The 24,033-nt window shown below is 41.3% G+C and carries 29 protein-coding genes and 1 other annotated feature; of the genes, 27 read left to right on the top strand and 2 right to left on the bottom strand.

Annotated features, from left to right (window positions below):
- The first annotated feature begins 91 nt into the window (after window positions 1-91).
- The 10 genes from D469_RS0101670 to D469_RS0101625 all read left to right on the top strand — a co-directional run bounded on the left by D469_RS0101670 (window position 92) and on the right by D469_RS0101625 (window position 8,634).
- Window positions 92-856 (top strand): prepilin peptidase, encoded by a 765-nt coding sequence (locus D469_RS0101670; RefSeq protein ID WP_018921622.1) that lies wholly within the window; start codon window positions 92-94, stop codon window positions 854-856.
- 308 nt (window positions 857-1,164) lie between these two features.
- Window positions 1,165-2,130, top strand: a complete 966-nt coding sequence (locus D469_RS0101665) for a hypothetical protein (RefSeq protein WP_018921621.1) — start codon at window positions 1,165-1,167, stop codon at window positions 2,128-2,130.
- A gap of 120 nt (window positions 2,131-2,250) precedes the next feature.
- Window positions 2,251-2,817: a Maf family protein gene (locus D469_RS0101660; protein ID WP_018921620.1), complete on the top strand. Its 567-nt coding sequence runs from the start codon at window positions 2,251-2,253 to the stop codon at window positions 2,815-2,817.
- Window positions 2,818-2,845: 28 nt separating this feature from the next.
- Complete coding sequence (gene radC, locus D469_RS0101655) at window positions 2,846-3,547, top strand: RadC family protein (RefSeq protein ID WP_018921619.1); 702 nt, start codon at window positions 2,846-2,848, stop codon at window positions 3,545-3,547.
- A 326-nt stretch (window positions 3,548-3,873) separates the two neighbouring features.
- Window positions 3,874-4,908: a rod shape-determining protein gene (locus D469_RS0101650; protein ID WP_018921618.1), complete on the top strand. Its 1,035-nt coding sequence runs from the start codon at window positions 3,874-3,876 to the stop codon at window positions 4,906-4,908.
- Window positions 4,909-5,084: 176 nt separating this feature from the next.
- A complete protein-coding gene (gene mreC / locus D469_RS0101645; protein ID WP_018921617.1) occupies window positions 5,085-6,032 on the top strand; it encodes a rod shape-determining protein MreC in 948 nt (315 codons plus the stop codon).
- On the top strand, window positions 6,029-6,547 hold the full coding sequence (gene mreD, locus D469_RS0101640; protein WP_018921616.1) for a rod shape-determining protein MreD: 519 nt from the start codon (window positions 6,029-6,031) through the stop codon (window positions 6,545-6,547). Before mreC ends, mreD begins: the two co-directional genes overlap by 4 nt.
- Before the next feature lie 137 nt (window positions 6,548-6,684).
- The gene (gene minC / locus D469_RS0101635; protein ID WP_018921615.1) at window positions 6,685-7,356 is read left to right on the top strand and encodes a septum site-determining protein MinC; all 672 of its coding nucleotides are present in this window, start codon (window positions 6,685-6,687) and stop codon (window positions 7,354-7,356) included.
- A gap of 38 nt (window positions 7,357-7,394) precedes the next feature.
- Window positions 7,395-8,198: a septum site-determining protein MinD gene (gene minD / locus D469_RS0101630; RefSeq protein ID WP_018921614.1), complete on the top strand. Its 804-nt coding sequence runs from the start codon at window positions 7,395-7,397 to the stop codon at window positions 8,196-8,198.
- A gap of 256 nt (window positions 8,199-8,454) precedes the next feature.
- Window positions 8,455-8,634 (top strand): hypothetical protein, encoded by a 180-nt coding sequence (locus tag D469_RS0101625; protein WP_018921613.1) that lies wholly within the window; start codon window positions 8,455-8,457, stop codon window positions 8,632-8,634.
- A gap of 147 nt (window positions 8,635-8,781) precedes the next feature.
- Here the strand turns inward: D469_RS0101625 and D469_RS0101620 are convergent, their stop codons facing one another.
- Window positions 8,782-9,405, bottom strand: a complete 624-nt coding sequence (locus D469_RS0101620; RefSeq protein WP_018921612.1) for a trimeric intracellular cation channel family protein — start codon at window positions 9,403-9,405, stop codon at window positions 8,782-8,784.
- Window positions 9,406-9,929: 524 nt separating this feature from the next.
- Between D469_RS0101620 and D469_RS22735 the strand changes: the two genes are divergently transcribed.
- The 14 genes from D469_RS22735 (at window position 9,930) to D469_RS0101550 (ending at window position 20,326) form a co-directional block, all read left to right on the top strand.
- Window positions 9,930-10,292, top strand: a complete 363-nt coding sequence (locus tag D469_RS22735) for a CHY zinc finger protein (protein ID WP_040606406.1) — start codon at window positions 9,930-9,932, stop codon at window positions 10,290-10,292.
- Between the two features lie 106 nt (window positions 10,293-10,398).
- Window positions 10,399-11,172 (top strand): M23 family metallopeptidase, encoded by a 774-nt coding sequence (locus tag D469_RS19410; protein ID WP_018921610.1) that lies wholly within the window; start codon window positions 10,399-10,401, stop codon window positions 11,170-11,172.
- Window positions 11,165-12,016 carry a M50 family metallopeptidase gene (locus tag D469_RS19405; protein WP_018921609.1) on the top strand — a complete coding sequence of 284 codons (852 nt, stop codon included), beginning with the start codon at window positions 11,165-11,167 and terminating at the stop codon, window positions 12,014-12,016. Before D469_RS19410 ends, D469_RS19405 begins: the two co-directional genes overlap by 8 nt.
- Window positions 12,017-12,041: 25 nt before the next feature.
- Entirely contained in the window at window positions 12,042-13,265 is a 1,224-nt protein-coding gene (locus tag D469_RS0101600; protein ID WP_018921608.1) for an Rne/Rng family ribonuclease, read from the top strand.
- A 48-nt stretch (window positions 13,266-13,313) separates the two neighbouring features.
- Window positions 13,314-13,388: a sequence feature (ribosomal protein L21 leader region), on the top strand.
- Between the two features lie 13 nt (window positions 13,389-13,401).
- Window positions 13,402-13,710: a 50S ribosomal protein L21 gene (gene rplU, locus D469_RS0101595; RefSeq protein ID WP_018921607.1), complete on the top strand. Its 309-nt coding sequence runs from the start codon at window positions 13,402-13,404 to the stop codon at window positions 13,708-13,710.
- Window positions 13,711-13,721: 11 nt separating this feature from the next.
- The gene (locus D469_RS0101590; protein WP_018921606.1) at window positions 13,722-14,072 is read left to right on the top strand and encodes a ribosomal-processing cysteine protease Prp; all 351 of its coding nucleotides are present in this window, start codon (window positions 13,722-13,724) and stop codon (window positions 14,070-14,072) included.
- Complete coding sequence (gene rpmA / locus D469_RS0101585; protein ID WP_018921605.1) at window positions 14,069-14,356, top strand: 50S ribosomal protein L27; 288 nt, start codon at window positions 14,069-14,071, stop codon at window positions 14,354-14,356. Before D469_RS0101590 ends, rpmA begins: the two co-directional genes overlap by 4 nt.
- 123 nt (window positions 14,357-14,479) lie before the next feature.
- Complete coding sequence (locus tag D469_RS0101580) at window positions 14,480-15,217, top strand: MBL fold metallo-hydrolase (RefSeq protein ID WP_018921604.1); 738 nt, start codon at window positions 14,480-14,482, stop codon at window positions 15,215-15,217.
- A gap of 224 nt (window positions 15,218-15,441) precedes the next feature.
- Window positions 15,442-16,380 (top strand): phosphate ABC transporter substrate-binding protein, encoded by a 939-nt coding sequence (locus D469_RS0101575; protein ID WP_018921603.1) that lies wholly within the window; start codon window positions 15,442-15,444, stop codon window positions 16,378-16,380.
- Window positions 16,381-16,457: 77 nt separating this feature from the next.
- Window positions 16,458-17,459 carry a phosphate ABC transporter permease subunit PstC gene (gene pstC, locus D469_RS0101570; RefSeq protein WP_018921602.1) on the top strand — a complete coding sequence of 334 codons (1,002 nt, stop codon included), beginning with the start codon at window positions 16,458-16,460 and terminating at the stop codon, window positions 17,457-17,459.
- On the top strand, window positions 17,452-18,306 hold the full coding sequence (pstA, locus tag D469_RS0101565) for a phosphate ABC transporter permease PstA (RefSeq protein ID WP_018921601.1): 855 nt from the start codon (window positions 17,452-17,454) through the stop codon (window positions 18,304-18,306). Before pstC ends, pstA begins: the two co-directional genes overlap by 8 nt.
- Window positions 18,307-18,328: 22 nt before the next feature.
- Window positions 18,329-19,153: a phosphate ABC transporter ATP-binding protein PstB gene (gene pstB / locus D469_RS0101560; protein ID WP_018921600.1), complete on the top strand. Its 825-nt coding sequence runs from the start codon at window positions 18,329-18,331 to the stop codon at window positions 19,151-19,153.
- Between the two features lie 223 nt (window positions 19,154-19,376).
- A complete protein-coding gene (locus D469_RS0101555; RefSeq protein WP_018921599.1) occupies window positions 19,377-19,763 on the top strand; it encodes a DUF1516 family protein in 387 nt (128 codons plus the stop codon).
- A 353-nt stretch (window positions 19,764-20,116) separates the two neighbouring features.
- Window positions 20,117-20,326, top strand: coding sequence for a CDGSH iron-sulfur domain-containing protein (locus tag D469_RS0101550; protein WP_018921598.1), 210 nt, complete (start codon window positions 20,117-20,119; stop codon window positions 20,324-20,326).
- Between the two features lie 109 nt (window positions 20,327-20,435).
- On the opposite strand, the gene D469_RS0101545 is transcribed toward D469_RS0101550, so the two are convergent.
- The gene (locus D469_RS0101545; RefSeq protein WP_083910690.1) at window positions 20,436-20,660 is read right to left on the bottom strand and encodes a KTSC domain-containing protein; all 225 of its coding nucleotides are present in this window, start codon (window positions 20,658-20,660) and stop codon (window positions 20,436-20,438) included.
- A 339-nt stretch (window positions 20,661-20,999) separates the two neighbouring features.
- Between D469_RS0101545 and D469_RS0101540 the strand changes: the two genes are divergently transcribed.
- The 3 genes from D469_RS0101540 (at window position 21,000) to D469_RS0101530 (ending at window position 23,974) form a co-directional block, all read left to right on the top strand.
- Complete coding sequence (locus D469_RS0101540) at window positions 21,000-23,075, top strand: chemotaxis protein CheA (RefSeq protein ID WP_018921596.1); 2,076 nt, start codon at window positions 21,000-21,002, stop codon at window positions 23,073-23,075.
- Between the two features lie 20 nt (window positions 23,076-23,095).
- A complete protein-coding gene (locus D469_RS0101535) occupies window positions 23,096-23,551 on the top strand; it encodes a chemotaxis protein CheW (protein WP_018921595.1) in 456 nt (151 codons plus the stop codon).
- A gap of 63 nt (window positions 23,552-23,614) precedes the next feature.
- Entirely contained in the window at window positions 23,615-23,974 is a 360-nt protein-coding gene (locus D469_RS0101530; protein WP_018921594.1) for a response regulator, read from the top strand.
- The last annotated feature ends 59 nt before the right edge of the window (window positions 23,975-24,033 follow it).

Raw genomic sequence — 24,033 nt, 5'->3', positions numbered from 1 at the left:
ATTACTATGATAGACTAAAAGTCACCTATATAACATCTGTGAAAGTATGGAAACTAGGCTCTGGTGCCTACCATTCAAGAAAGGAAAAACTATGACCATAACTGTTGGAATTGGCCTGTATCTTTTTACTCTTGGGCTTGTGTTCGGCTCCTTTATGAATGTGGTCGGTCTTCGTATTCCTAAACAGGAATCTTTCACACTAGACCGCTCGCGTTGTCCATGTTGCCATACGACATTGCGGGCATATGATTTAATACCGTTATTTTCCTGGTTCACTTTAAAGGGGAAATGTCGCTATTGTTGTACCTCAATCTCCCCGCTTTATCCAACGATGGAACTATTCACAGGTTCACTTTTTGTATTTGCCTGGTTAACTTTTGGCTGGCAGCCAGAGTTTCTTATAGCACTTCTTTATATATTGTTATTGCATGGCGTCATGGTCAGCGACCTGAAGTACATGCTCATTCCTGATAAATTACTCCTGTTTTTTGTTGTCCCACTTATTGGTTTGCGCTTCACCATCGCACCCCTGGGTTCCTGGTGGGAACCACTTCTCGGGGCTGGAATTGGATTTATGCTGTTATTTACGATTGCATGGGCAAGCCGCGGCGGCATGGGTGGCGGGGATATTAAATTGTTTGCTGTCATTGGCGTTGTAGCCGGATGGCAGTTAACCTTTCTTACTTTTTTTCTATCTGTCTTTCTCGGAGCTTTGATAGGTGGAATTGGTTTATTGAGCGGTCATGTAAAACGTGGCGTCCCTATGCCGTTTGGCCCGTTTATCGTTGTTGGTGCTCTGGTCGCTTATTTCATAGGAGAGTCAATTTTAGATTGGTATAAAGGACTTTGGTTATAAAATAGGTGCCTAATACCCAAGCTGTTTTGTCCACTTTCGTTTTTGGCTTAGAAGAGACAGGCAGCGTGTCCCTTCACTGTTCGGGAAGGTATAATCACCGTTCAGGCTACGACGTTTTATTCTCCTAAACTAGAGTCTTTAGAAGAAGAACTGCTAAAACATGAATTTCTAGAACACCCCTCACGCAAAGGCCCATTAGATGATTAAAGATAGAACTAGAACAAGACGACAAATGTCTTGTTCTTTTTTACATTTATTATGATACGCTTATGTTAACTGATAGACGTGCAGCAGGGGGAGGGACAAGCGTGAGCCCACGGAGAGACCGGTTTTCTGTCCATTTGAATGGGAAAAAAATGAAGGTAAATGAGGGACAATCGAAACAAAATTCTTTTGAAGAAAAAAAAGAACCAGAAGAGACAGGGATGGAGAAAGAAAAAGAAGGTGTTGAAGAAGAAAGCAGAGAGCCTAAAATTATTGACTTTTCTTCCAAACAGGAAGAATACAAAACAAAACAAGGTCCATATTGGGATGATGGCAACCGAACATGGAGCCCGGGCCTTCCCTTCAGTCGAAAAAAAAAGAAGAATGAATCACCGCCGGGGAATGACCAAAAGTTATGGTTAGGACGCTGGATTGCATTAGTTATGGGGGCGGTAAGCCTCGGTTTATTGTTCGGATTTATCTTTTTATATTGGTTGAATGATGCGACGGAAGAAACAGAACCTGCTAGCCTTGCTTTTGACCAAGATACATTAAGTGAAGAAACGGCAGCTTCAGATTCAACATGGTCATTTAATGTGAAACAAGCAGGTGCCTTTGAAACGGAAGCAAAGGCAAACGAACACCTTGAACAACTAGAAGCTGAAGGTGTTTACGGTACAGTAGTCCCAACGGAAGACCATCTCCTTCTTCTTTTGACAATGCTTCCAGAAGAATCAGAAAGTGAACTTTTATCATTAGAAGAATTCCCTGAAACATTTGAAAAAACAGAGACGTTCACATTATCTATTGATGAAGAAAGCACACATATTAAACAATTTTTAAGTGAAGCACTTGAGTATTCAATAAACACCAATTCAGAGGAACTGGAAGGAAAAGCAGAAACGCTTGTGGATAGCTTTGAAGAAGCTGCTCGTGAAGCGGAAACTTATGAATTAAACGATGAGATCATAGAAAGTTTAGAAAAAGTGAAGGCAGGATGGGAAAAGGAAGGAAATGAAAAAAAGCGACATCAGCTAGCAATGGAAGCGTTAGTCACTCTAATAGAATAGCTCAAATGTTCAGGTGGTTAATTGTGTTTCCATCATTTTCTTTTCAGTGGGCAAAGAATTTGGTAAACTTAGATTTACTTAGTACAATATATGCAACATATATTGGAAAGGGGCCCCTTCATGAATTCGCTTATTTTAGCATCCAGTTCTCCTCGACGAAAAGCCTTGCTTGAACAAGCAGGCCTTTCCTTTTCGATTCAAATTCCAAATATCAAAGAAGAAGTAGATCCTAATCTTTCTCCACAAGAAGTTGTAATGCAGCTGGCAAAGCAGAAGGCTGAAGCGGTGTCAGAAGTTGAGCCTGATTCTATTGTAATTGGTGCAGATACAGTAGTTGTACATCTAGGTCATATTTTGGGCAAACCAAAAGATGAGCCAGAAGCGAAACGCATGCTTGCTTCATTATCTGCAAATACCCATGAAGTATATACGGGTGTGGCTCTTCGGAGTGATAAAGAACAAATTCAGACTTTTTATGGTCATGCAGTGGTGACTTTTTTTCCTCTTTCCTCTCAAGAGATTGATGACTATATTGCCAGTGGTGAGTCAATGGATAAAGCAGGAGCATACGGCATACAAGGAAGTGGTGCTTGTTTTGTGGAACGTGTGGAAGGAGATTATTTTTCAATCGTTGGCTTGCCGATTGCCGCCCTCTATCGCAAATTGCTTGCAATAAAATCACTTTAACAGCTGATTGTCGATTGGAGGATAAGCAATGTCAAAGACTAATCCAAACCCTCTGCTTTTTCGTGAGGTGCCAGATATGGAACGCCCGCGCGAACGGATGCAACAAGTTGGGCCTGAGCGGTTGTCCAATCAAGAACTTTTAGCGATCTTGCTCCGAACAGGAAGCAAAAATGAATCTGTTCTTACGCTGGCACAACGGGTGTTAATTCAGTTTGACGGCTTGAAGCTGTTTCAAGAGGCTACCCTCGAAGAATTACAGCGCATTAAAGGCATCGGCTTTGCCAAAGCAGTCGAACTTCGAGCAGCACTTGAATTAGGCCGTCGGATTCATACCTATCAAAATAGTGATCCTTATGTTATTCGTTCTCCAGAGGATGTATCTAATTATGTAATGGATGAGATGCGTTTTTTACGACAAGAGCATTTCGTTTCACTTTGTTTAGATACCAAAAATCAAGTTATCCACCGTGAAACGCTGTTCATCGGCAGCCTCAATGCCAGTATTGTCCATCCTAGAGAGGTTTTTAAAGAAGCGCTCCGTCGATCAGCTGCCTCGCTTATATGCCTGCATAACCACCCTTCCGGCGATCCTTCTCCTAGTCGTGAAGACATTGAAGTAACGAACAGACTCGTTGATTGCGGCCGCTTGTTAGGAATCGATATTCTTGACCACGTCATCATTGGTGATAAAACGTTCACTAGTTTAAAAGAAGCTGGTTATATGACCTAATGCTCTTTTTAATAATTAATGATCTGGACCTCATTTCCCACAATGTCAAAGAAATATTTCCAGTGGTGCGACAATTGATGTAAATTTGTGAAACGTCTATGAAAGGCTATGTTTTTAGATTTATTTTCAGTATAATAAAGGGCGGCTAAGCAAGAAACATCAATGATTCGAATACTTTTCCTCCCCACATTTTCCGATGTGCTAGGTGGATCTTTTCTTTTTCAAGTGAAGGAATTCACTATCTTTGATAGTTGGAAGCAAAAGTATGGATAATTGATGAGAAGCTTAATAGACATTGATTGCGTTTCATGAAGGGAGCTACATAGATGTTTGGTGGTTTTTCTAAAGATTTAGGGATCGATTTAGGGACAGCAAATACACTTGTGTACGTAAAGGGAAAAGGAGTAATAGTGCGTGAGCCGTCAGTAGTGGCAAAGCGTACAGATTCTAATACAATTGAAGCAGTCGGTAATGATGCTAAAAACATGATAGGACGAACGCCAGGCAACATTGTAGCTGTACGGCCAATGAAAGATGGAGTGATTGCCGACTTTGATACTACGGCCACCATGATGAAATACTTTATCAATCAGGCCCAGCGCTCGCGCAGTGTTTTCACGCGTAAACCGAATGTTATGGTTTGTGTGCCTTCTGGTATTACGGCCGTTGAAAAACGGGCGGTAGAAGATGCAACGAAACAGGCGGGAGCAAGAGAAGCGTATACGATTGAAGAACCATTTGCAGCAGCAATTGGGGCAGATTTGCCTGTCTGGGAACCAACAGGAAGTATGATTGTTGATGTTGGTGGCGGCACGACGGAAGTAGCAATTATTTCACTTGGAGGTATTGTTACAAGTGAATCAATTCGTGTGGCTGGAGATGAAATGGATGAATCCATTATTCAATACATTAAAAAGTCCTACAATCTGATGATTGGGGAACGGACGGCAGAAGCCTTGAAAGTGGAAATTGGCTCAGCTGGTGATTACGAAGGTGTCGAAAGCATGGAGATACGGGGACGGGACTTAGTAACCGGACTTCCAAAAACGTTAACGATTGAGGCACAAGAGGTTGCTGCTGCTTTAGCTGATACGGTTAGACAAATCGTAGAAATGGTTAAGACAACACTTGAACAAACACCTCCAGAGCTTGCCGCAGATATCATGGACCGAGGTATTGTAATTACCGGTGGAGGTGCTCTGCTGCATGGATTGGATGAAGTGCTGGCCGAAGAGACAAACATGCCCGTTTTAGTGGCGGAAGAACCGTTGGACTGTGTAGCACTCGGTACTGGTAGAGCGCTTGAAAATCTACACCTTTTCCGTTCAAGGGCCGGAATTACTTCACGATCAAACCGATAGATTAAATAAGTATAAGAAAAGCCCGGAAAGCCTAGTCTTTCCGGTTTCTGCTTATCTTGTTTGTTTGCAGAACTACCGCAGCAAACTAAGTGCAATCTTTTGTGTAACTACAATTAAATTTAGTACAATGTAAAAAGTGAAATACAAGAAATTAATTTAGGATTAGGTGGGGAGCTATGCCTCATTTTTTTTCAAATAAGCGTTTAATTGTCTTAATGGTCGGCATTATTATCCTGGTTGCCTTGGTCGGTTTTTCAATGAGAGAGCGAGAAACGATTACCTGGCCAGAACAATTTGTGCGTGATACGGTTGGCGTAGGACAAAGCATCCTTCAGCGTCCAGCTTATTTTGTGTCTGGTATTGTCGATGATGTAAGAGATATACGCAATGTCTATGAAGAAAATCAAATATTAAAGTCACGGTTAGAAGAATACGCCTCCGTTGCTTCTGAGAGAGAAACGCTGCGACAAGAAAATGAAACCCTGCAACAAATGCTTGATGCAGAGGATAGCTTATCTGATTATGTTATGAGAGAAGCGCTCGTTATACATCGTTCACCTGATCAATGGAATGAAACGATAGGAATTAATCAGGGAAGTGAACATGGAATTGAACGGGATATGGCAGTTGTAACTCCGCAAGGTTTGATCGGGAAAGTACAACATGTTTCTCAATTCACTTCGACCGTGCAATTGTTATCAGATGATGACCGGACTAATCGGGTGTCCGCGATGGTTCATACCGATGATGAACCAGTTTATGCGTTTCTAGAAGGCTGGAATAATGAACATGAGGCTCTCCAACTACGTAAGATTGAATCTGAAGCAGAAATTGAAGAAGGACAGCTTGTAAGTACTTCTGGCTTAGGCGGTATCTTCCCACGGAGTCTTGCTATAGGTGAAGTAAAAGATGTAGAGCCTGATGAATACGGTCTCACCATGAATGCGCTCGTAGAACCTGTAGCCGATTTTTATAACATTGAACAAGTCCGTGTCATTGAACGGACGACAGATTCACTTGAAGAGGATATTGAAGAAGAGTTAGAAGATGATTTGGTTGAGGAGATCGAAGAGGGAGTCGACGAGCCGGTTGAAGACGAATTGCCAGAGGGTGAAGGCCAGTGAGTCGTTATCTACCGCCAATTCTTGTCTTCGTTCTCTTTCTGGTGGAGAGCATCTGGTTTCAAACCTTCGTAAGTCCAGACCAGCCGTTGCAATTTATACCAAGGTTGGCGATGGTATTGCTAGTAATGATTGGCATCTTTCGCGGCCCTTTAATTGCTGCGGTTTATGGACTTGGTCTCGGTTTGTTATATGATGTGGTATTTACAGATGTTTTAGGGATTTACATGTTTACCTGCACGTTTATTGCATATTTGTTTTCAATTTCTTTACCTGTCATTAAACAAAGCATGCTTTATATTGTCGTGATTGCTATTGTTGCTTTTGCTGCTTTTGAAACCCTGGTATATGGGCTTTACTCTGTCGTTGGGGTAACTACGATGGAGGGGGATGTTTTTTTCCAGTCCAGGCTTGTTCCTTCGCTCCTTATTAATGGAGGGTTTGCCTTGCTTATTGTTTACCCTGTCCGTAATTTAATGAAAGTATTACTACAAAGAGAAGGTACAAATTCAGTTTGAAGCTGAGTAAAACAGATGAGGGAAATTGCAGGAGAATGTGTTTTAATCTCGAATAAAGTAAAGTAGTCGGCTTATAGAAGTGTAAAAGTCTTGATTCAAAAGATAGAAATGATTTTTGTGCCGGTGAGGTGAGGTCGATGCGCACGGACCAATCAAAGCAGTTAGTAACAATCAAAGGAACAAAAGCCGGCCTGACAGTACATCTCGATGATCGGTGCAGCCTTCAGGAACTAATGAAGGAATTAGAAGAAAAAATGACAGAAGAACATATGCCTACAGGAGATGGACCTGATGTTCACGTCAATGTAGACCTTGGGTATCGCTATGTTCATCGCGAGGAAAAAGAATCACTCATTGAGCTGATTGAACGTCATGAAGGCATTCATGTAGCTAATGTATTAAGTGAGGTTACGACCTGGCAAGAAGCGAAAGAGGCGCAGGAAGAAGCTCAGTTTACAGGGATGGCCAGGCTTGTACGCTCAGGCCAAGTCCTGCAGGCGCGAGGTGACCTTTTAGTCATAGGAGATGTGAATCCTGGCGGCACGGTGGAAGCCACAGGAAGTATATATGTGTTAGGTACGCTCCAAGGAAATGCAAAAGCTGGAGTGAATGGGCGGAGAGATGCTGTCGTAGCAGCAGCTGTTATGGAACCAGCACAATTGATGATTCATGATACAATTTATTTAGCACCGGAAGCAGGTAACAAAATACAGGTAGAATCCAGAAACGATTTGCTCTATGCGTACATATCTGGGGAGAGAAATGAAATTACGTTTGAGAAGATCAGAGGAATGCACGTACACAGCTAAAGCTGCTGCGCTTAACACGGCAGGAAGGAGGATTTGCAGTGGGAGAAGCTATCGTAATCACATCCGGAAAAGGTGGAGTTGGAAAAACAACCACAACTGCCAATATTGGTACAGCTCTTGCCTTGCAGGGAAAGCACGTTTGCTTGCTTGATACCGACATTGGGCTTAGGAACCTTGATGTTGTAATGGGGCTGGAGAACCGCATTATTTATGATCTAGTTGATGCTGCAGAAGGACGTTGCAAAGTACAACAAGCATTGGTAAAAGACAAGCGGTTTGAATGTTTGCATTTGTTGCCGGCTGCTCAAACAACTGATAAATCAGCGGTGACTCCAGAACAGATGCAAGCACTGGTTCAAGAGTTACGTCCTCATTATGATTATCTTTTAATCGATTGTCCTGCTGGAATTGAACAAGGATACAAAAATGCAGTTGCCGGGGCTGATGCCGCAATTGTGGTTACCACCCCTGATAATTCGGCTGTAAGAGATGCTGATCGAATCATTGGTTTGCTTGAACAAGAGGATCTATTATCACCACGACTTGTCGTAAATCGAGTGTTAGGCCCACACCGCAGTTATGAAGATGCCCTTGATGTAGATGATGTTGTTTCTACATTAGCTATAGATTTACTTGGAATGGTAGTGGACGATGAACATGTTTTAAAAGCCGCCCAAAAAGGAGAGCCGATTGCGATGCAGCCAGACACGAAGCCTGGACTTGCATACCGTAATATTGCCAGACGTATTTTGGGCGAATCTGTTCCGCTAATGAACTTAGAAGAACGTCCCTCCTTCGTGGATAAGTTAAAACAGTTAATTGGGTTAAAAGCAAAAGCATAAGAATAAATAAAAAGCCTCATCCTAAAAGGGTGAGGTTTTGTCATGCAGGCAGAAATTGAGTTCTTGCACGCTCCCCCTCTAAGGAGGAGGACCATAGTATAAAGCGAACGCTTTTGGCAACTAGAAGTAAAGATAATTTACGTTTTTGGTCCAGATATGGTATAGTGCAGACGAGAATGTAAGCGCTTTAATTTTGTGTTTTTTCAAAATGAAAAGCAAGGTGAGGTCTAACGAATCAAAAAAGGTGGTGAGAAAAGTGGTAGACAACTTTTATACACCAGAAGAAAAAAAGAGAATTGAGGAATTAAAAACTAAAACAAAAGAGACGGACAATCATGAATACCTTAGAAAATATACTACGGACATGACACTAATATATGAAAAAGCACGGGTGCGAAGAGGGCGAAAACGTAGCGGGAAGGAGGATCGTTTCTAACAGGGGAGGACCTTAATGATAAAAGGGTTCTCTTCTTTTTATTAAAAATTATTAATAAGAAACCTAGCAGGATAAAGCGGGCTCAAACTGATACATTTTCCTGCCAGGTAGTGATAAGAATACATTTATTTTATGTTGCATATAGGCTTACGCCTCACGCTTTTTTTCTTTCTTATTGAGTGAGCGATAAGGCAGGCGCCAGCCAAAATACACAGAGGCCATTCTAAGTGCTACAATCATAACTACCAACACTAGATAACCAAGCGTTGATGTAACAATGCCAAGACCTATAATTAATCCAGCCAACATGGCCCAGGCAATATAAATCTCTTGTCGTAAAAACATTGGTCTTCTCCCCGCCAGAACATCTCGAACCATACCTCCACCCGTTCCGGTCAAAGCAGCAGCAGCGATTGCCGCGCTGAACGGGTGGCCCATATCTGTAGCAAAGATTGCTCCTTGCACGGCAAAGGCTGCTAATCCAATTGCATCAAAAAAGATGCCCCATTTCTGCCAATGTTTATACCAGAGGCTCGGAATAATAAAAGCAACCGTCATCACAATAAAAGCAATCGTAAATAGATCACCTTGTTCCCATAAGGCCGAGACAGGAACCCCGATTAGTAAATTTCGGATTGCTCCTCCTCCAAATGCAGTCACAAACCCTAAAATATATACACCCATTAAATCATAATCTTCTTCCATTGCGACGATAACACCACTTAATGCAAAAGCAATCGTCCCAACCATATTTAAAATATCCCAAGTCATGCAGCCAACTCCCACAAATGAATTCACTTTGTTGTCTCAAGTACTCCCCCTTGTTAATGAAGAGTCCGTAATAAGTAAATGTAGAAAAAATTCAAGTTGTATATGGTTTAGATATAAAGTACAACTTTTATACTTACTTCCACAATGATGATTGGCCGTTAATAAGGGCTCGTATTGCTTTACCGAGTATTAAGGGGGCCCTATTCGCTATTCCTACCCCCTCTCCTAGTTTAACATTTAATGCCCTGTTCATATTCTGTTTAATTAATAAGTGAGCTGCAAAAATATGATTTAACTTGCTACAGATGTCGCAGCATTCCTATCGCTCTTCATTATCAACCACCAATCTTTTAGCAACTAGCCTTATCTCAGAGGGAACTTCTATAGTAGAATAACGTTATCGTTGGAGAAGCTTGCTATTTGAAGCTTTATCGGTTACCAATGAAAATATATTATTAACCTAGCAAAAAAGTTGGGCAATATAAACTGTAAAAGCGAGTGAAATTAAAAAAGGAGAGATAGAGATGGAAAGGAACCTTCATGGCCAAATAGTATGCGGGGTGAACCTTGACCAAGAATCACGTTGTGCGCATTATGCCACTTCTTTAGATATTGTTGCTCTAAAATGTATTTGTTGTGAGGTTTTTTATGCGTGTCATCAATGTCATCAGGAGCTAGTTGTAGCTGCTTTTGAGCCTTGGCCAGCCAGCAGGAAGCATGAGCCCTCTGTCCTGTGCGGGCATTGTGGCCAGTTAATGACTTTTGAAAGTTATCTAAGTTCAAACTATCAATGCCTTAATTGCCGAGCTGCTTTTAATCCTGGCTGTGGTCGCCATACTCATTTCTATTTTAGCTCTTCTGAGGCCAGTCAAGAAGGCAAGAGTTGATAAGTAAAGACTGGAAATTATAATTGTAGGAATAGGTGAGAATTCATCCGCATACAGATCTTCGTAACAGGACAACCTTCCTTATGGTTGTTACGGAGGGATGAAGATGGATCAACGTCGCAGAATAAAAAAAGAGTTGAAAAACCGCCGTAGAAAAGCCGATACAAAAAGAGTTAAAGCCCCAAGTGGCTGGGGGTATCAACCCAACCATGATGAAATGCCATCTCATGAACCTGAATTTTACGCGTGGCGTGAAGCAGAATCAGATCAAGATTCATATTCAGTCCGTTTTAAACAACGGTTTCTCCTGCAATGGTTATCATCACTTTTGCTATTCTTATTAATGGGAATGCTTTTTCAATCAACACATCCAGCACTTCAAAGTACACAAGCAACGGTTGAAGAAGCAATGACAGAACATTTTCAATTCGCGGCAGTATCTCATTGGTACGAGGAAAGGTTTGGCTCACCATTGGCATTTTTTCCTGAACCATCCGAAACACCAGGGGTCCCTGAAGAAGAATTAGAAAGTGTGCCTGTGTCTGAGCATGTTTCAACCTCAGTATTAGAAGAATTTGATGAAAATGGGACGGGCGTACTGCTCCAGCCGATAAACGATAACGTTGTTCATTCGGTGACTGGAGGATTCGTTATTCATGTCGGTACCCATGAAGAATGGGACAGGGCGGTTGCTATACAGCATCCAGATGGCCATGAGTCATGGTACGGTTATTTAAGTGAAGAGTCCGTACGTTTGTATGATCATGTTGAGGCTGGTCAACCCATTGGGGAAGTAAATGATCAGGACGATGTTTATTCACTGGCTGTGGAAAAAGATGACGAATATGTCGATCCAATGGAAGTGATGAGTTTTGACTGAGCCCTCTTTGCTTAGAAAGGTGAAGATTCATCCTTTGTTTTGGCTTGTGATGGGGGTAGGTACTGTCACAGGCTTTTTTTATGAAGTGCTGATGGTTGTAGCTATTGTAACTGTTCATGAATTAGGGCATGTGGCAGCTGCCCATTGGTTTGGCTGGCGCATACGTAGAATTGAGCTCCTTCCTTTTGGAGGTGTATTTGAAACAGATGAAACGGGGACGAAGCCCTTTCATGAGGAATTATGCGTTGTATTGGCCGGCCCAGCTCAGCATATAGGTTTGTTTTTTTGTTCATTTTTAATGGTTGGCACCCCACTATGGAGCGCTGCAGATCATGCTATATTTACCTATTACAACGTAGCATTATTATGTTTTAATCTACTTCCCCTCTGGCCATTAGATGGAAGTAGGTGCTACTTACTTTTATTAGAATGGTGGCTGCCTTACCGAAAAGCACTGGTAGTTCATCTATTTACTTCAGCAGGATTCTTTATTAGCTTTGTGCTGATGACAGCGGTATTTTTTACTCACCAGTTACAACTTTGGGCTATTCTTATTTTTTTAAGTATTATGTGGTGGGAAAGACATAAGAAAATTCCTTATATCTTTATTCGCTTTTTAGTGGGACGATTAGACAAGCCGCCTTCTGCTCCTATACAATTTGATATAGTAGACCAGAACGCCACCATCCGTTCTTTATTATATAGTTTAAAAAAAAGCAAGACGCACTGTTATTGGATCAAGCCTGACCGTTATAAGCTTGAGGAAAAGGACTTGCTTGATTTAAGTTTGCGCGAGCATGACTGGAATAGGGAGCTGTGGAAGGTGTTTGGCCCGGCCTTTTAAGGACTTAAATGAAAGAGGGGTCGCAATGAGTCAGCAGTTAGTAATAGATCATACTAGTACAGACACTCGCCTCGCTCTTTTGGAAAATGGAGAAGTCCTGGAGTTTTTCGTGGATGAACGATCTTCTTTTCCAGTAGGAGCTTGTTTTAAAGGAATCGTAAAAAGAGTAGCAACTGAATTAAACGCTGCGTTTATTCAGATTGGGGCGAAACGAGATGGGTTTTTACACTTGTCAGAGTTGCCTGCTTGTTATAATGAGGAGGGAGTACGCACGGTTCCTGTGTTAGACAAGGGCCAAGAAATTGTAGTGCAAATTACAAGAGAAGCTCAAGCTGATAAAGGACCGCGTTTAAGTGCTCGCATCGGGTTAACTAGTAAATATATCATTTATATGCCAAAGGGAAATTATGTGGCAGTTTCTAAGCGCATTTCAGAAGAGTCACGTTCTCAGCTGCGAAGGTGGGGAGAAGAGCAATTAAGTGAAGCGGAAGGAATGATTCTCCGGACGGAAGCTGCTTCAGTTCCTAAAAGTCTTATATCTTCTGACCTTGAGTTTTTACGAACTCGTTGGCGAACCTTAGAAGAAAGAGCCAACGAGATTTCAGCTCCTGGACTCATTTATGACCAGGGCTCTTTTACAACTTCTGTAGCCGCTGAGCTGCCTTTGCATTCTGTACAAGAAATCGTTACCAATAAAGTGGAGGATATTGAACAAATAAAGTCACTTTTAACCCAAAATCCTTCGGTGTTGCCTCACTTCACCGTGCTGGATCATTCGCCCTTTAATTCGTTGCAGTTGGAACAGTCATTTACCGCGGCTTTAAAGCCATATATCGAACTTTCTAGGGGCGGGACTATAAAAATCGAAGAAACGGAAGCGTTAACAGTTGTTGACGTGAACAGTGGGGGCATGGATATAAAAGGGGACGCTGAAAAAACCGCAGTAACAGTAAACCAAGCAGCAGCGCGTGAAGTGGCAAAACAGCTGCGCTTGCGTAATCTTTCAGGTTTGATTGTGGTTGATTTTATTCAGATGAATGAGGAAAAAAGTAGGCATAAAGTGGAAGAGACGTTAAAAGAATATGTCGATAAAGATCGGTTAACGGTTAAAATAGGCGGCTGGACGAGCTTTGGTTTATTGGAGATTACTAGAAAAGCAAGGAGAAGCCCTCTTCATACAGCATGGTCACGAATATGCCCAACGTGCGAAGGGAGTGGCCGGCTAATTAATAACGTAAACGAGAATTGACAGGGGTTGGCACGCGTGCTAAAATGTTTTTTGTTCGTTGTTTGGAGCACCAAACTTCAACCGCACAAATTCAGGTTAAAAAGTCCGGCTACGGCACCTGAGTTGGCGAGTCTAAGTATTCAGGAGGTGCAAGGATATGTACGCAATTATTGAAACTGGCGGCAAGCAGCTAAAAGTTGAAGAAGGACAAGAGATCTTCGTGGAAAAGCTTGATGCTGAAGCTGATGACCAAGTTACGTTTGACAACGTCGTGTTTGTTGGCGGTGACGATGTAAAAGTCGGTTCTCCTTACGTTGAAGGAGCAACAGTTACTGGAAAGGTAGCGAAAAACGGCAAAAACAAAAAAATCATCGTTTACAAGTTTAAGCGTCGTAAAGGCTATCGTAAAAAGATGGGCCACCGTCAGCCGTACACTAAAGTTGTTGTTGAAAACATCAATGCATAAGAGGAACGGTTATGATACATGTAAACATTTCTCGTCATAAAAACGGAGCGATTCAAGCGTTCTCGATGACGGGGCATGCAGATGCTGGCCCCCACGGCCATGATATTGTCTGTGCCGGGGCATCGGCAGTAGCATTTGGAGCCATCAATTCAGTCTATGTCCTCTGCGGAGAATCTCTGCAATTAGACATGGGAGAAGATGGCGGATATCTTCACTGTGTGGTTCCAGAAAGCAACGCAGCTAAAAAGCATGAAGAGGTTCAGCTTTTGGTAGAAGGAATGATCGTTTCCCTTCAATCGATTGCCGAGTCCTATAATGAATTTATTGAAATTCATGATCAAAAGGGAGGTGAAGCACAATGATGGTAAACCTTGATCTTCAGTTTTTCGCCCAGAAAAAAGGGGTAGGGAGCACGAAGAACGGCCGTGACTCTATCTCCAAGCGCCTTGGTGCGAAACGCGCAGATGGCCAGAGCGTAACTGGCGGTTCTATTCTAGTACGCCAGCGCGGTACAAAGATTTACCCAGGAGAGAACGTAGGCATTGGTGGAGATGACACGCTCTTCTCTAAAGTCGATGGTGTTGTTCGCTTCGAACGCAAGGGTAAACACAAAAAACAAGTGAGCGTCTATCCTAAAGAAGCATAAGCGCTCTTGTACAAACCTCACCTTTCCTTTTGGAAGGTGAGGTTTTTTCTATCATGACAGCAGGGTAATGTGATACAAATAGAATGAGAGTTTACGAGCAATTGAACAGATTGGAGGATTTCGATGAAATTAACCGTGGTTGGGTATTGGCATGGTTTTCCTGAAAGTAAGGAAGCGACCTCAGGTTATTTACTAGAAGCCGATGGTTTCAGGCTATTACTTGATTGTGGAAGCGGGGTTATTTCCAACCTGCAGCGTTACACTGAATTAAACCAATTGGATGCAGTAGTTTTGTCTCATTATCACCATGATCATGCAGCAGATGTTAAAGTGCTGCATTATCATCGTATTCTTCGTCATTACGGGGAAGGGCAGGAGCGCCCTTTAACAATTTATGGACATAATGAAGATAGAGAGTCATTTGCAGCTCTGGGTTATGAAGGATTTGTTGATCATTTTCCGATAGATGATACAAAGCCTTTTACAATCGGCCCTTTCACTTTTACATTTGTTAAAACGGATCATCCGGTTCCCTGCTATGGCATGAAAGTCGAACACGAAACAGGCAGTTTCTTTTATACAGCAGATTCTAGCTATATAGAGAAGCTGGCAGAAGCGGGGCAGGACGTTGATTTGTTTATTTGTGAATGTAGTTTATACGCCGGCACTGATGGAAGCCACATCGGGCATATGAACAGCACAGAAGCCGGAAAGTTGGCCGAAAAAGCGAATGCCAACGAGCTGTTGCTTACGCATTTGCCTCATACCGGGGACCACGGCCAGCTTAGAACGGAAGCCGCTGAAGAATTTACCGGTCCGGTCCATGTGGCAAGAAGAGGCTGGACAAGAAAATGGAACTAAGAAAAACCCACTATTTGTTGAAGAAACAGATAGTGGGTTTTAGTAATGGGCTGACGATAAATTTGTTAAGAATGTAAATGGATTTTTCAGAATCTTCATTTATATTTACATAATTTTTACCGCGATAAAACACTTTATTTACTATTTCCTCCTATACTTGAACTTGTGAGGAACAAATCAGGTCCACACAATACATTAGAGAGAAGATGGGGGAGGATGCAAAAATGAAGTTTAAATCTTTGAAGTTAGTTGGATTAATGGGTGCCTTATGCTTATCGGCAGCTGCATGTGGTGAAGAAGAAGGAACTTTATCTGAAACTGGTGAAGGTCCATCTGGCCAACTGGAAATTCGAGGTTCCGATACAATGGTAAACCTCGGTCAGGCTTTTGCTGAAACGTATATGGATGAAATCAACAACAATGCAGGCATCTCGGTAACAGGAGGAGGTTCAGGCACGGGCTTATCCGCTCTCATCAATGATGATGTCGATATCGCCCAGTCTTCCCGGCTTATGGCGGAAGATGAAATTGAAGAGGCAGAAGCAAATGATGTAGAGGTTTATAGATTTATTGTGGGTCGTGATGGGCTAGGAGTAGCAACTCACCCGGAGAATCCAGTAGATGAATTAACAATAAATGAACTAAAACAAATTTTTGTTGGCGATATTACGGATTGGGCTGAGCTTGGTTGGGATGATGGGGGAGATATTTCTGTCTACTCCCGTCAATCAAACTCGGGTACGTATGTCTATTTTAACGAAAATATAATGGACGGTGAAGATTTCGCAAGTGGAGCTCAGTATATGCCAGGCTCATCGGCTATACAAGAAGCGGTTTCTCAGGAGGAAAGCGCGGTTGGCTATATTGGAATTGGCTATTTTGATGACAGTATTCAAGCAGTTGATGTAGCTGAGGATGAAAGCGGTGAATACTATACCCCTCTTGACGAAGAGAATGTAAATTCAGGTGATTATCCGATTGCTCGTCCTCTCAATTTTTATACAAATGGTATTCCTGATGAGTTAACCCATCATTATTTAACATGGATTACGCAAGATGAACGTGCTAGCGAGGTCCTATCGGATACAGGATTTTATCATTTAACGGAGGAAGATGTAGAACATAACGAAAGCAAATATGAAGAGCTTGACCTAGATTATTAAAGTATGAGTATTTCCACAAGGGGTGAGCTTAGTCGCTTCTTGTGGTTATTTCTTCTAATAGAAAAGGGAGGAAAGTTATGTCTTCACATGCAAACAAAACGGTTTCGCACGATGAAGAAATTAAAAACTTGAAAAAAGTTACTAAAGAAAAATTAACACAGAGATCATTTAAATCAAATGTTGTTGATTATGTGATGGCTCGTCTTTTCACGTTATTTGGCTCCATTGCAATCATCATTCTTGCTCTTATTCTTTTTTTCTTAGTACGTGAAGCTATTCCCGCTATCCGTGAGATAGGTTTGGCTGAATTTTTGTTTGGGCAAAGGTGGTATCCTTCTTCAAGTGATCCAGGATTTGGGGCGCTACCATTTATTTTGAGTTCATTAATGGTGACAACTGGCGCGTTGTTTATAGCTATCCCGTGGGGGGTGTTCACAGCTATTTTTATAGCTGAAATTGCACCTAGAAGAGTAAGAGAGACATTAAAGCCGGTGATAGAAACATTAGCTATCTTCCCATCTGTAGTGTTAGGTTTTATTGCTCTTGTAATTATAGCCCCAATCACAGCTCAAGTGTTTAACCTATCAAATGGCCTTAATGCATTTACGGCTTCGGTGATTTTGTCCGTCATGGCTTTACCCACTATCATCAGTATCGCTGAAGATGCTTTAAAAAGTGTGCCGCGCGCGCATAGAGAAGCAGCTTACGCTCTTGGTGCCTCAAGATGGGAAACAATTCGAAACGTCACCCTACCAGCAGCAATGTCAGGTATTTTTGCTGGAATGATGCTTGGATTTGGGCGGGCAGTTGGAGAAACGATGACCGTGCTTATGGCAGCAGGAAATGCGATTGATATGCCAGTCACTGAATTTTTCGGTGTGTGGCTGCCTGAATTTCTGCAATCAGTCCGATCATTGACCGCAAATATTGCGATCGAAGGTTCCGATGTGCCGTGGGGAAGCTTGCATTATAGCGCCTTGTTTGTAACAGCGATTATTCTCTTTGTTATTACCTTTATTGTAAACCTTACAGCTGATTTTCTAATGGCAAGGCAAAGGAGGAAGATGGGCCATGAATAAAACAGCTACCGAACGATTTTGGTTTTCAGTATGTGCCTTATTTGCAGCTTTAACCGTAGCCGCTCTCCTCTTTCTTTTGTACTGGATTGTGATACAAGGAGCTAGTGTTTTAAGCTGGTCTTTTTTAACTGCCAGGCCCGAACAAAACATGACAAGCGGCGGGATTTGGCCGGCCATTGTAGGGACATTTTATGTAGCTTCTTTAACTATCTTAATTTCTGTCCCTATAGGCATCGGGGCTGCTATCTATTTGAATGAATATGCAAAACAAGGTCCGCTTGTGCGGATGATACGAATGAGCATACGCAACTTAGCCGGTGTGCCTTCAATTGTGTATGGGCTGTTCGGTCTTGCCATCTTTGCATCTTTTATTGGATTGGGAACAGGATTGCTCACAGCAGCGATTACATTATCGATTATGGTTCTTCCTTGGGTAATTACAGCTACAGAAGAAGCTCTTCGTAGTGTACCGCAGTCTTTTCGTGAAGGGGGATTAGCTTTGGGAGCAACTAAGTGGCAGACAATTCGCCAACTGGTACTGCCATCGGCGATACCAGGGATGGCAACAGGCTCGATTCTTGGGCTTGCTCGTGCTGCTGGAGAAACAGCTCCGATTATTCTAACAGGAGCCGCTTATTTTTTACCGGTAGCTCCCAGCTCTTTAACTGATCAGTTTATGGCACTACCATATCATTTATATATTTTAGCTACGCAGCATGACCAGACTGAAGTAGTGCGGCCGATTGCATTCGGCACGGCTTTTGTCTTAATTTTGCTTGTGATATTGCTAAACTTGACTGCCATCGTAATTCGTAATCGCTACCGAACGAAAAATGAACAGTTGTAAAAATATAGGGAGGATTTAAACTATGAGTATAAAGGCACAAGAGGTTCAAACAAAGCAGCCTGTGAATTCTAATCAGACATTGAATGATAAAAGTAGGCCAATCTTTGATGTTCAGGATTTGAATTTGTGGTACGGCCACGATCAGGCTTTAAAAAATATAACATTTCAAATTCCAGAGCATGGTGTGACTGCAATTATCGGTCCTTCTGGTTGCGGGAAATCAACGTTTCTTAAATCCTTGAATCGAATGGTAGAGCTTGTTCCAACAGTAAAAACGACTGGGAAAGTGATGTATCATAATACCGATATTTTCAGCCATGAAATGAACTTGGTTGAACTACGGAGTGCAGTGGGCATGGTTTTTCAAAAGCCAAATCCATTTCCAAAATCCATTTTTGATAATGTGGCCTTTGGAGCACGCATGCATGGCATTAAAAACAAAAAAAAGCTACGTGAGCTAGTCGAGAAAAGTTTACGTGAAGCAGCACTTTGGGATGAAGTAAAAGAGCGACTGCATGAATCGGCGCTAGGCTTATCCGGAGGACAGCAACAGCGACTGTGCATTGCTAGATGCTTGGCTGTAGAACCTGAAGTGATTTTAATGGATGAACCAACCTCTGCGTTGGACCCTTCTTCAACCTTAAAGCTAGAAAACTTAATACATGATTTAAAAAAGCAATATTCTTTAATTATCGTTACTCACAATATGCAACAAGCTCACCGGATTTCTGATAAAACTGCATTCTTCTTAAACGGCGAAGTGATTGAATTTGATTTAACTACGCAAATGTTTACTCGTCCTGCAGACCATCGGACAGATGATTATATTAATGGGCGATTTGGTTAATGGTTTTTAATACTCAGTGATGAAACGGCTGGTTCATACAGTCGTTTTTTTAAGTGATTGAAGCGGCAAGTGCTATTAATAAATGAGTTTTGAAATAAGGGTTCCCACCTTCTCATTTTTTAATATGACTGTTTTGCAAACATTATGTGTTTAACATAGTTTCTTGGAGCTGCGTGTACTATAATGTACACTGGAAGAAAACAGTAACAGGAGGTCTTATGTAATGGATGCAGTTAATTCGGTAATGTCGATCATTCATAGCTCAGTTTGGTCACTTTTAGTGGTTGTCTTTTTTATAGCTTACATACTGCTATCTAAAGGGAATCAAAAAGGCTATTTCATTTCACATCAAATTGCTCGATTATTTTATGTCTTAATGATTGTTTCCGGGGGATATACTCTTTTCTATTTAACAACGCTCGGCGATCTTCCTATCAATTACACCATTAAAGGAATTCTGGCATTATGGTTAATTTATTTAATGGAGAAAATTTTAGGGAGCAAGAAGCGAGGAGAATTTGAAGGGCGTATGAGCACTTATTATTGGGTGCAGTTTACCATTACTCTACTTCTCGTTATTTTCCTTGGATTCGGCGTGATCTTTTCATAAGGGTAAGGCTAGTCCAGGGCATGAAAGCGATCCAGCGCTCGGAATATGCGAAAAGTTGCTTGCACAGCGAGCCTGCCAAATCACGCAAGAGTATGAATCGTGGTTGACCGCTTAAAGGTAAACATGGCGACATCAAACTAGTGAAGGTGAAGTGGATGTCGCCTTGGTGCCTGTGGTAAAAGCATTTGCCTAGAGTGAATACAAAGAATCTTAAACATAATGATATAAGCATTAACACTTGTCTCAGCTTTTGGCTATAGCGTTATGCAATATTTTTAGAAAATTCCGTTTATAAGATTAAAAATGTTCTAGAACGGATAAAGTATAATAATGCTATACAAAGGGGTGGTGTAATGAGTAATGTAAAAATTAAAGTGATGGACAAAGGCCCATTAATGGTCAATGGAGATGTAGAGGTTATTGACATGGAAGGCAATATATTTGACACGAAAAGTAAGATCGCCCTTTGTCGTTGTGGAGAGTCTGATAATAAACCATTCTGTGATGGAACCCATGCCGGTAACTTTGAAGATTGTGCGCGTGCAGCTAACTTAAATGTCTAACATGTGCTTAACCCTGTTTCCAAAGGAAACAGGGTTTTGTGTTTCTACGTTTAATCAACATGCTATACTAGTGAAGTAGAGCATGGACTGCAGCGAGAACTACAAAGGCCTAAGGTTCAATCGTCCGGGAGCGATATTTATCATAGATATGAGTCAGATAGTAGTCTTCCTGGGATTCACTTGAAATTAAACTAACATGTTCAAGGTGGGTAACATCGTAATGTACAAATGTTTTCCCACTTAGTAATTTTACATACAGTGTTTTTGTCCGCCCATCATATTCCACTTTATCAATATTGTCCGCTCCCATGGGATTATATCCTCTGCGCATCATGACCTCCCCCTTTTTTATCTTTTTCTATATGAGTTCCCCAAATAATATGGCAAAAAACCTCAAATCCAAAGACGGTTGAAGAAGGGAGTGGGTCTTTAGAATCATGAACATTGGGTTTATAGTATGGTTAACTAGGAGAGGATAAATAAAATTATGTGTGAAAATATACTTATATTCCAATAAATATGGTATGATGAAAAAGTCTAGGAGATGCTCTACTGTATGGAAGAGAAAATGCACTTATTTTCTATTATTTTTACATAAATAAGTTCAAGTGATGAGCTCGATAAAAAGCTCATGGGAATATATGATAATTGGTTTGAATGAGGTGAAGGGGTAGTGAGTAACGTAGAATATTTAGATGTCTTCATTGACGAAAGTCAAGAACATCTACAACTAATTAATAACAGTTTACTAGAATTAGAAAATCAGCCGAATAATTTATCTTTGGTTAGTGAAGTTTTTCGCTCTGCTCATACGTTAAAAGGAATGGCTGCGACAATGGGTTATGAGGATCTTTCTCATCTCACCCATACGATGGAAAATGTGCTAGATGCCATCCGAAATGAACAGCTTGAACCAGACGATAAAGTTATGGATGCTGTCTTTGGGTCTGTAGACGACCTAGAAGCTATGATTGAAGATATAGCTAGCGGAGGAGACGGTAAACGAGATATAGAACAAGCTGTCCAGCAGCTAGAATTAGCTTTGAACGGGGAAGTACCTGAAGTTCCTAATCAGACTGCAAATGCTACTTCGGAAACCGAAGCAATGCTTGAAGTGGGTACTGTACTAGATGAAGGTTTTGATCAATTTGAAATGACCGTTCTTACCCAGTCACAAGAGCAAGGTTTCACTGTCTATCAACTAAAGATCGAATTAGATGAAAATACGATGTTAAAAGCAGCACGTGTATTTATGGTTTTTGAAATCTTAGAAAATATGGGAGAAGTAATTAAATCTACCCCACCTGTAGATCAATTAGAAGAAGAGAATTTTGACAATGAGTTTGTTGTGACTTTGTTAACAAAAGAACCGGGAACTGAGTTGGAACAAAGCATCAGAAACGTATCAGAGATTGACAATGTTCAAATGATAGAAATAAATGTAAACGAATTAAAGGCTGGCCTTGGCCAACAAGAATCAGCAGCAACAGAAACTGCTGTTTTAGAAAAGTCAGTTCCAACTAAGAAACAACCCGCTTCTTCCCCGGACCAAAAGGTTGAAGATAGCGGAAGTAGTGATCAACAGCCAAAGAAAAGCGATATAAATAAAACGATCCGCGTTAATATTGAACGTTTAGATGTCCTCATGAATCTATTTGAAGAATTAGTGATTGACCGGGGCCGTCTTGAACAAATATCAAGTGAGCTTAACAATAGTGAACTAAATGAAACAGTAGAGCGTATGTCCCGTATTTCGGGGGATTTACAAGAAATTATTTTAAACATGCGAATGATGCCGGTGGAACAAGTCTTTAATCGCTTTCCGCGCATGGTTCGGAGCTTATCTAAAGACTTAGGAAAACAAATAAACTTAACCATTCATGGAGCAGAGACAGAATTAGACCGGACAATAATCGATGAAATTGGCGACCCTCTCGTGCATCTACTTCGTAATTCAATCGACCATGGAATTGAAAAGCCTGAAGTTCGTAGAAACCTGGGCAAATCAGAAGAAGGGCAAGTTGAACTACGTGCATACCATAGCGGGAACAATGTGTTTATTGAGATCGAAGATGACGGGGCAGGCATTAATAAAGATAAAGTTATCCAAAAAGCCTTGACAAATGGTGTAGTAACAGAAGAAGAAATAGAGAAAATGAGCGACCAGCAAATCTTTAGTCTTTTATTTGCTTCTGGATTTAGTACCGCGGAAGAAGTAACAGACGTTTCAGGGCGCGGTGTTGGCTTAGATGTTGTACGCAGCACATTTGAATCACTGGGCGGCATTGTAGAGGTGGACTCTGAACTTGGAAAGGGTTCAATTTTTTCCATACAACTTCCACTCACCCTCTCAATTATTGATGTCATGTTAGTGGAAGTGCAAACCGAAAAATACGCCATACCACTTTCTTCGATTGTTGAAACAGCAATTGTAAACAAAGAAGATGTATACAGTGCGCATAATCAAAAAGTGATTGATTTTCGCGGTAAAGTCGTTCCGCTTATCTTTTTGCAAGATACCTTTGATGTACAGGAAGCAGGACAACATGATGAATATTATTCACTTGTGCTTGTTAATAAAGGTGAAAAGATGGCAGGCCTTGTTGTAGACTCACTAATTGGACAGCACGACATTGTATTAAAATCATTAGGAAGCTACTTGACCAATGTATTTGCCATTTCGGGTGCTACTATTCTTGGTGATGGGCAAGTTGCACTTATTGTTGATACAAATGCTTTAATTAAATAACAGAGAATGGAGAGGTGAAGATGGAAGTTACGGAAACCACAGCATCTCAAGATTTAAAAGTGATTGTGTTTCAGTTAAAAGATGAGGAATACGCGATCGAAGTAGACTATGTCCAATCTATTGAACGGATGCAGACAGTAACTCGTATTCCGAAAGTAAGTCCTTATATCATAGGAGTCATGAACTTACGCGGTATTATTACACCAGTGATTGATTTACGAAAACGTTTCGGCATTGAGGAAAAAAAATATGATGAAACAACTAGGATTCTCGTACTTTCCAAAGATAATATCGAACTAGGTTTAATAGTTGACAGCGCAAATGATGTCATTGATATACCGGCAGAAAAAATTGAACCAACTCCTGAAGTGGTAGGAAGTGTGGAAGAAGAATACCTGCGTGGAGTGATTAAGCTTGACCGCCGCTTGTTTACATTACTGAATTTAGACAAAGTGCTTCATGATAAGCAGTCGTAATAATTGTTGAAGAACATAGAAAGAAAAGAATGTAGAGTTATTATTAATAAATGGGGTGTCGAAATGTCATCTGTACTTATTGTTGATGATGCAGCTTTTATGCGTATGATGATTAAAGACATATTAGAAAAAAACGGTTTCGAAGTTGCTGGTGAGGCAGCCAATGGGGAAGAAGCTGTTACCTTATATAAAGAGGCAAATCCAGATTTAGTAACAATGGATATTACTATGCCTGATAAGGATGGCTTGGAAGCATTAAAAGAAATCAAAGGTATAGACCCAGAGGCAAAGGTGATTATGTGCTCGGCAATGGGGCAACAGTCTATGGTGATTGAAGCAATACAAATGGGAGCCAAAGACTTTATTGTTAAACCCTTCCAGTCAGATCGGGTTCTTGAAGCGATTAATAAAGTGATGGCTTAATTCAGAAGGGCTGAATCTGAGACGTTCGTCAAATAGCTTATGGTAAAGGTAGGGAAGGG

The organism is Salsuginibacillus kocurii DSM 18087, from assembly GCF_000377705.1.
GTDB classification, from domain to species: domain Bacteria; phylum Bacillota; class Bacilli; order Bacillales; family Marinococcaceae; genus Salsuginibacillus; species Salsuginibacillus kocurii.
This window is presented reverse-complemented; position numbering and strand designations above follow the sequence as displayed.

Excerpts from the sequence above, each read along its gene's own strand:
- D469_RS0101545 (WP_083910690.1), bottom strand. The coding sequence starts at position 20,660 with ATGATGCGCAGAGGATATAATCCCATGGGAGCGGACAATATTGATAAA.
- D469_RS0101555 (WP_018921599.1), top strand. The coding sequence starts at position 19,377 with ATGGATGCAGTTAATTCGGTAATGTCGATCATTCATAGCTCAGTTTGG.
- minC (WP_018921615.1), top strand. The coding sequence starts at position 6,685 with ATGCGCACGGACCAATCAAAGCAGTTAGTAACAATCAAAGGAACAAAA.
- D469_RS0101660 (WP_018921620.1), top strand. The coding sequence starts at position 2,251 with ATGAATTCGCTTATTTTAGCATCCAGTTCTCCTCGACGAAAAGCCTTG.
- D469_RS0101670 (WP_018921622.1), top strand. The coding sequence starts at position 92 with ATGACCATAACTGTTGGAATTGGCCTGTATCTTTTTACTCTTGGGCTT.
- radC (WP_018921619.1), top strand. The coding sequence starts at position 2,846 with ATGTCAAAGACTAATCCAAACCCTCTGCTTTTTCGTGAGGTGCCAGAT.
- mreC (WP_018921617.1), top strand. The coding sequence starts at position 5,085 with ATGCCTCATTTTTTTTCAAATAAGCGTTTAATTGTCTTAATGGTCGGC.
- D469_RS0101575 (WP_018921603.1), top strand. The coding sequence starts at position 15,442 with ATGAAGTTTAAATCTTTGAAGTTAGTTGGATTAATGGGTGCCTTATGC.
- D469_RS0101590 (WP_018921606.1), top strand. The coding sequence starts at position 13,722 with ATGATACATGTAAACATTTCTCGTCATAAAAACGGAGCGATTCAAGCG.
- pstB (WP_018921600.1), top strand. The coding sequence starts at position 18,329 with ATGAGTATAAAGGCACAAGAGGTTCAAACAAAGCAGCCTGTGAATTCT.
- D469_RS0101535 (WP_018921595.1), top strand. The coding sequence starts at position 23,096 with ATGGAAGTTACGGAAACCACAGCATCTCAAGATTTAAAAGTGATTGTG.
- D469_RS0101650 (WP_018921618.1), top strand. The coding sequence starts at position 3,874 with ATGTTTGGTGGTTTTTCTAAAGATTTAGGGATCGATTTAGGGACAGCA.
- D469_RS22735 (WP_040606406.1), top strand. The coding sequence starts at position 9,930 with ATGGAAAGGAACCTTCATGGCCAAATAGTATGCGGGGTGAACCTTGAC.
- D469_RS0101530 (WP_018921594.1), top strand. The coding sequence starts at position 23,615 with ATGTCATCTGTACTTATTGTTGATGATGCAGCTTTTATGCGTATGATG.
- D469_RS0101600 (WP_018921608.1), top strand. The coding sequence starts at position 12,042 with ATGAGTCAGCAGTTAGTAATAGATCATACTAGTACAGACACTCGCCTC.
- D469_RS0101550 (WP_018921598.1), top strand. The coding sequence starts at position 20,117 with ATGAGTAATGTAAAAATTAAAGTGATGGACAAAGGCCCATTAATGGTC.
- rpmA (WP_018921605.1), top strand. The coding sequence starts at position 14,069 with ATGATGGTAAACCTTGATCTTCAGTTTTTCGCCCAGAAAAAAGGGGTA.
- D469_RS0101580 (WP_018921604.1), top strand. The coding sequence starts at position 14,480 with ATGAAATTAACCGTGGTTGGGTATTGGCATGGTTTTCCTGAAAGTAAG.
- pstC (WP_018921602.1), top strand. The coding sequence starts at position 16,458 with ATGTCTTCACATGCAAACAAAACGGTTTCGCACGATGAAGAAATTAAA.
- D469_RS19410 (WP_018921610.1), top strand. The coding sequence starts at position 10,399 with ATGGATCAACGTCGCAGAATAAAAAAAGAGTTGAAAAACCGCCGTAGA.
- D469_RS0101620 (WP_018921612.1), bottom strand. The coding sequence starts at position 9,405 with ATGACTTGGGATATTTTAAATATGGTTGGGACGATTGCTTTTGCATTA.
- rplU (WP_018921607.1), top strand. The coding sequence starts at position 13,402 with ATGTACGCAATTATTGAAACTGGCGGCAAGCAGCTAAAAGTTGAAGAA.
- pstA (WP_018921601.1), top strand. The coding sequence starts at position 17,452 with ATGAATAAAACAGCTACCGAACGATTTTGGTTTTCAGTATGTGCCTTA.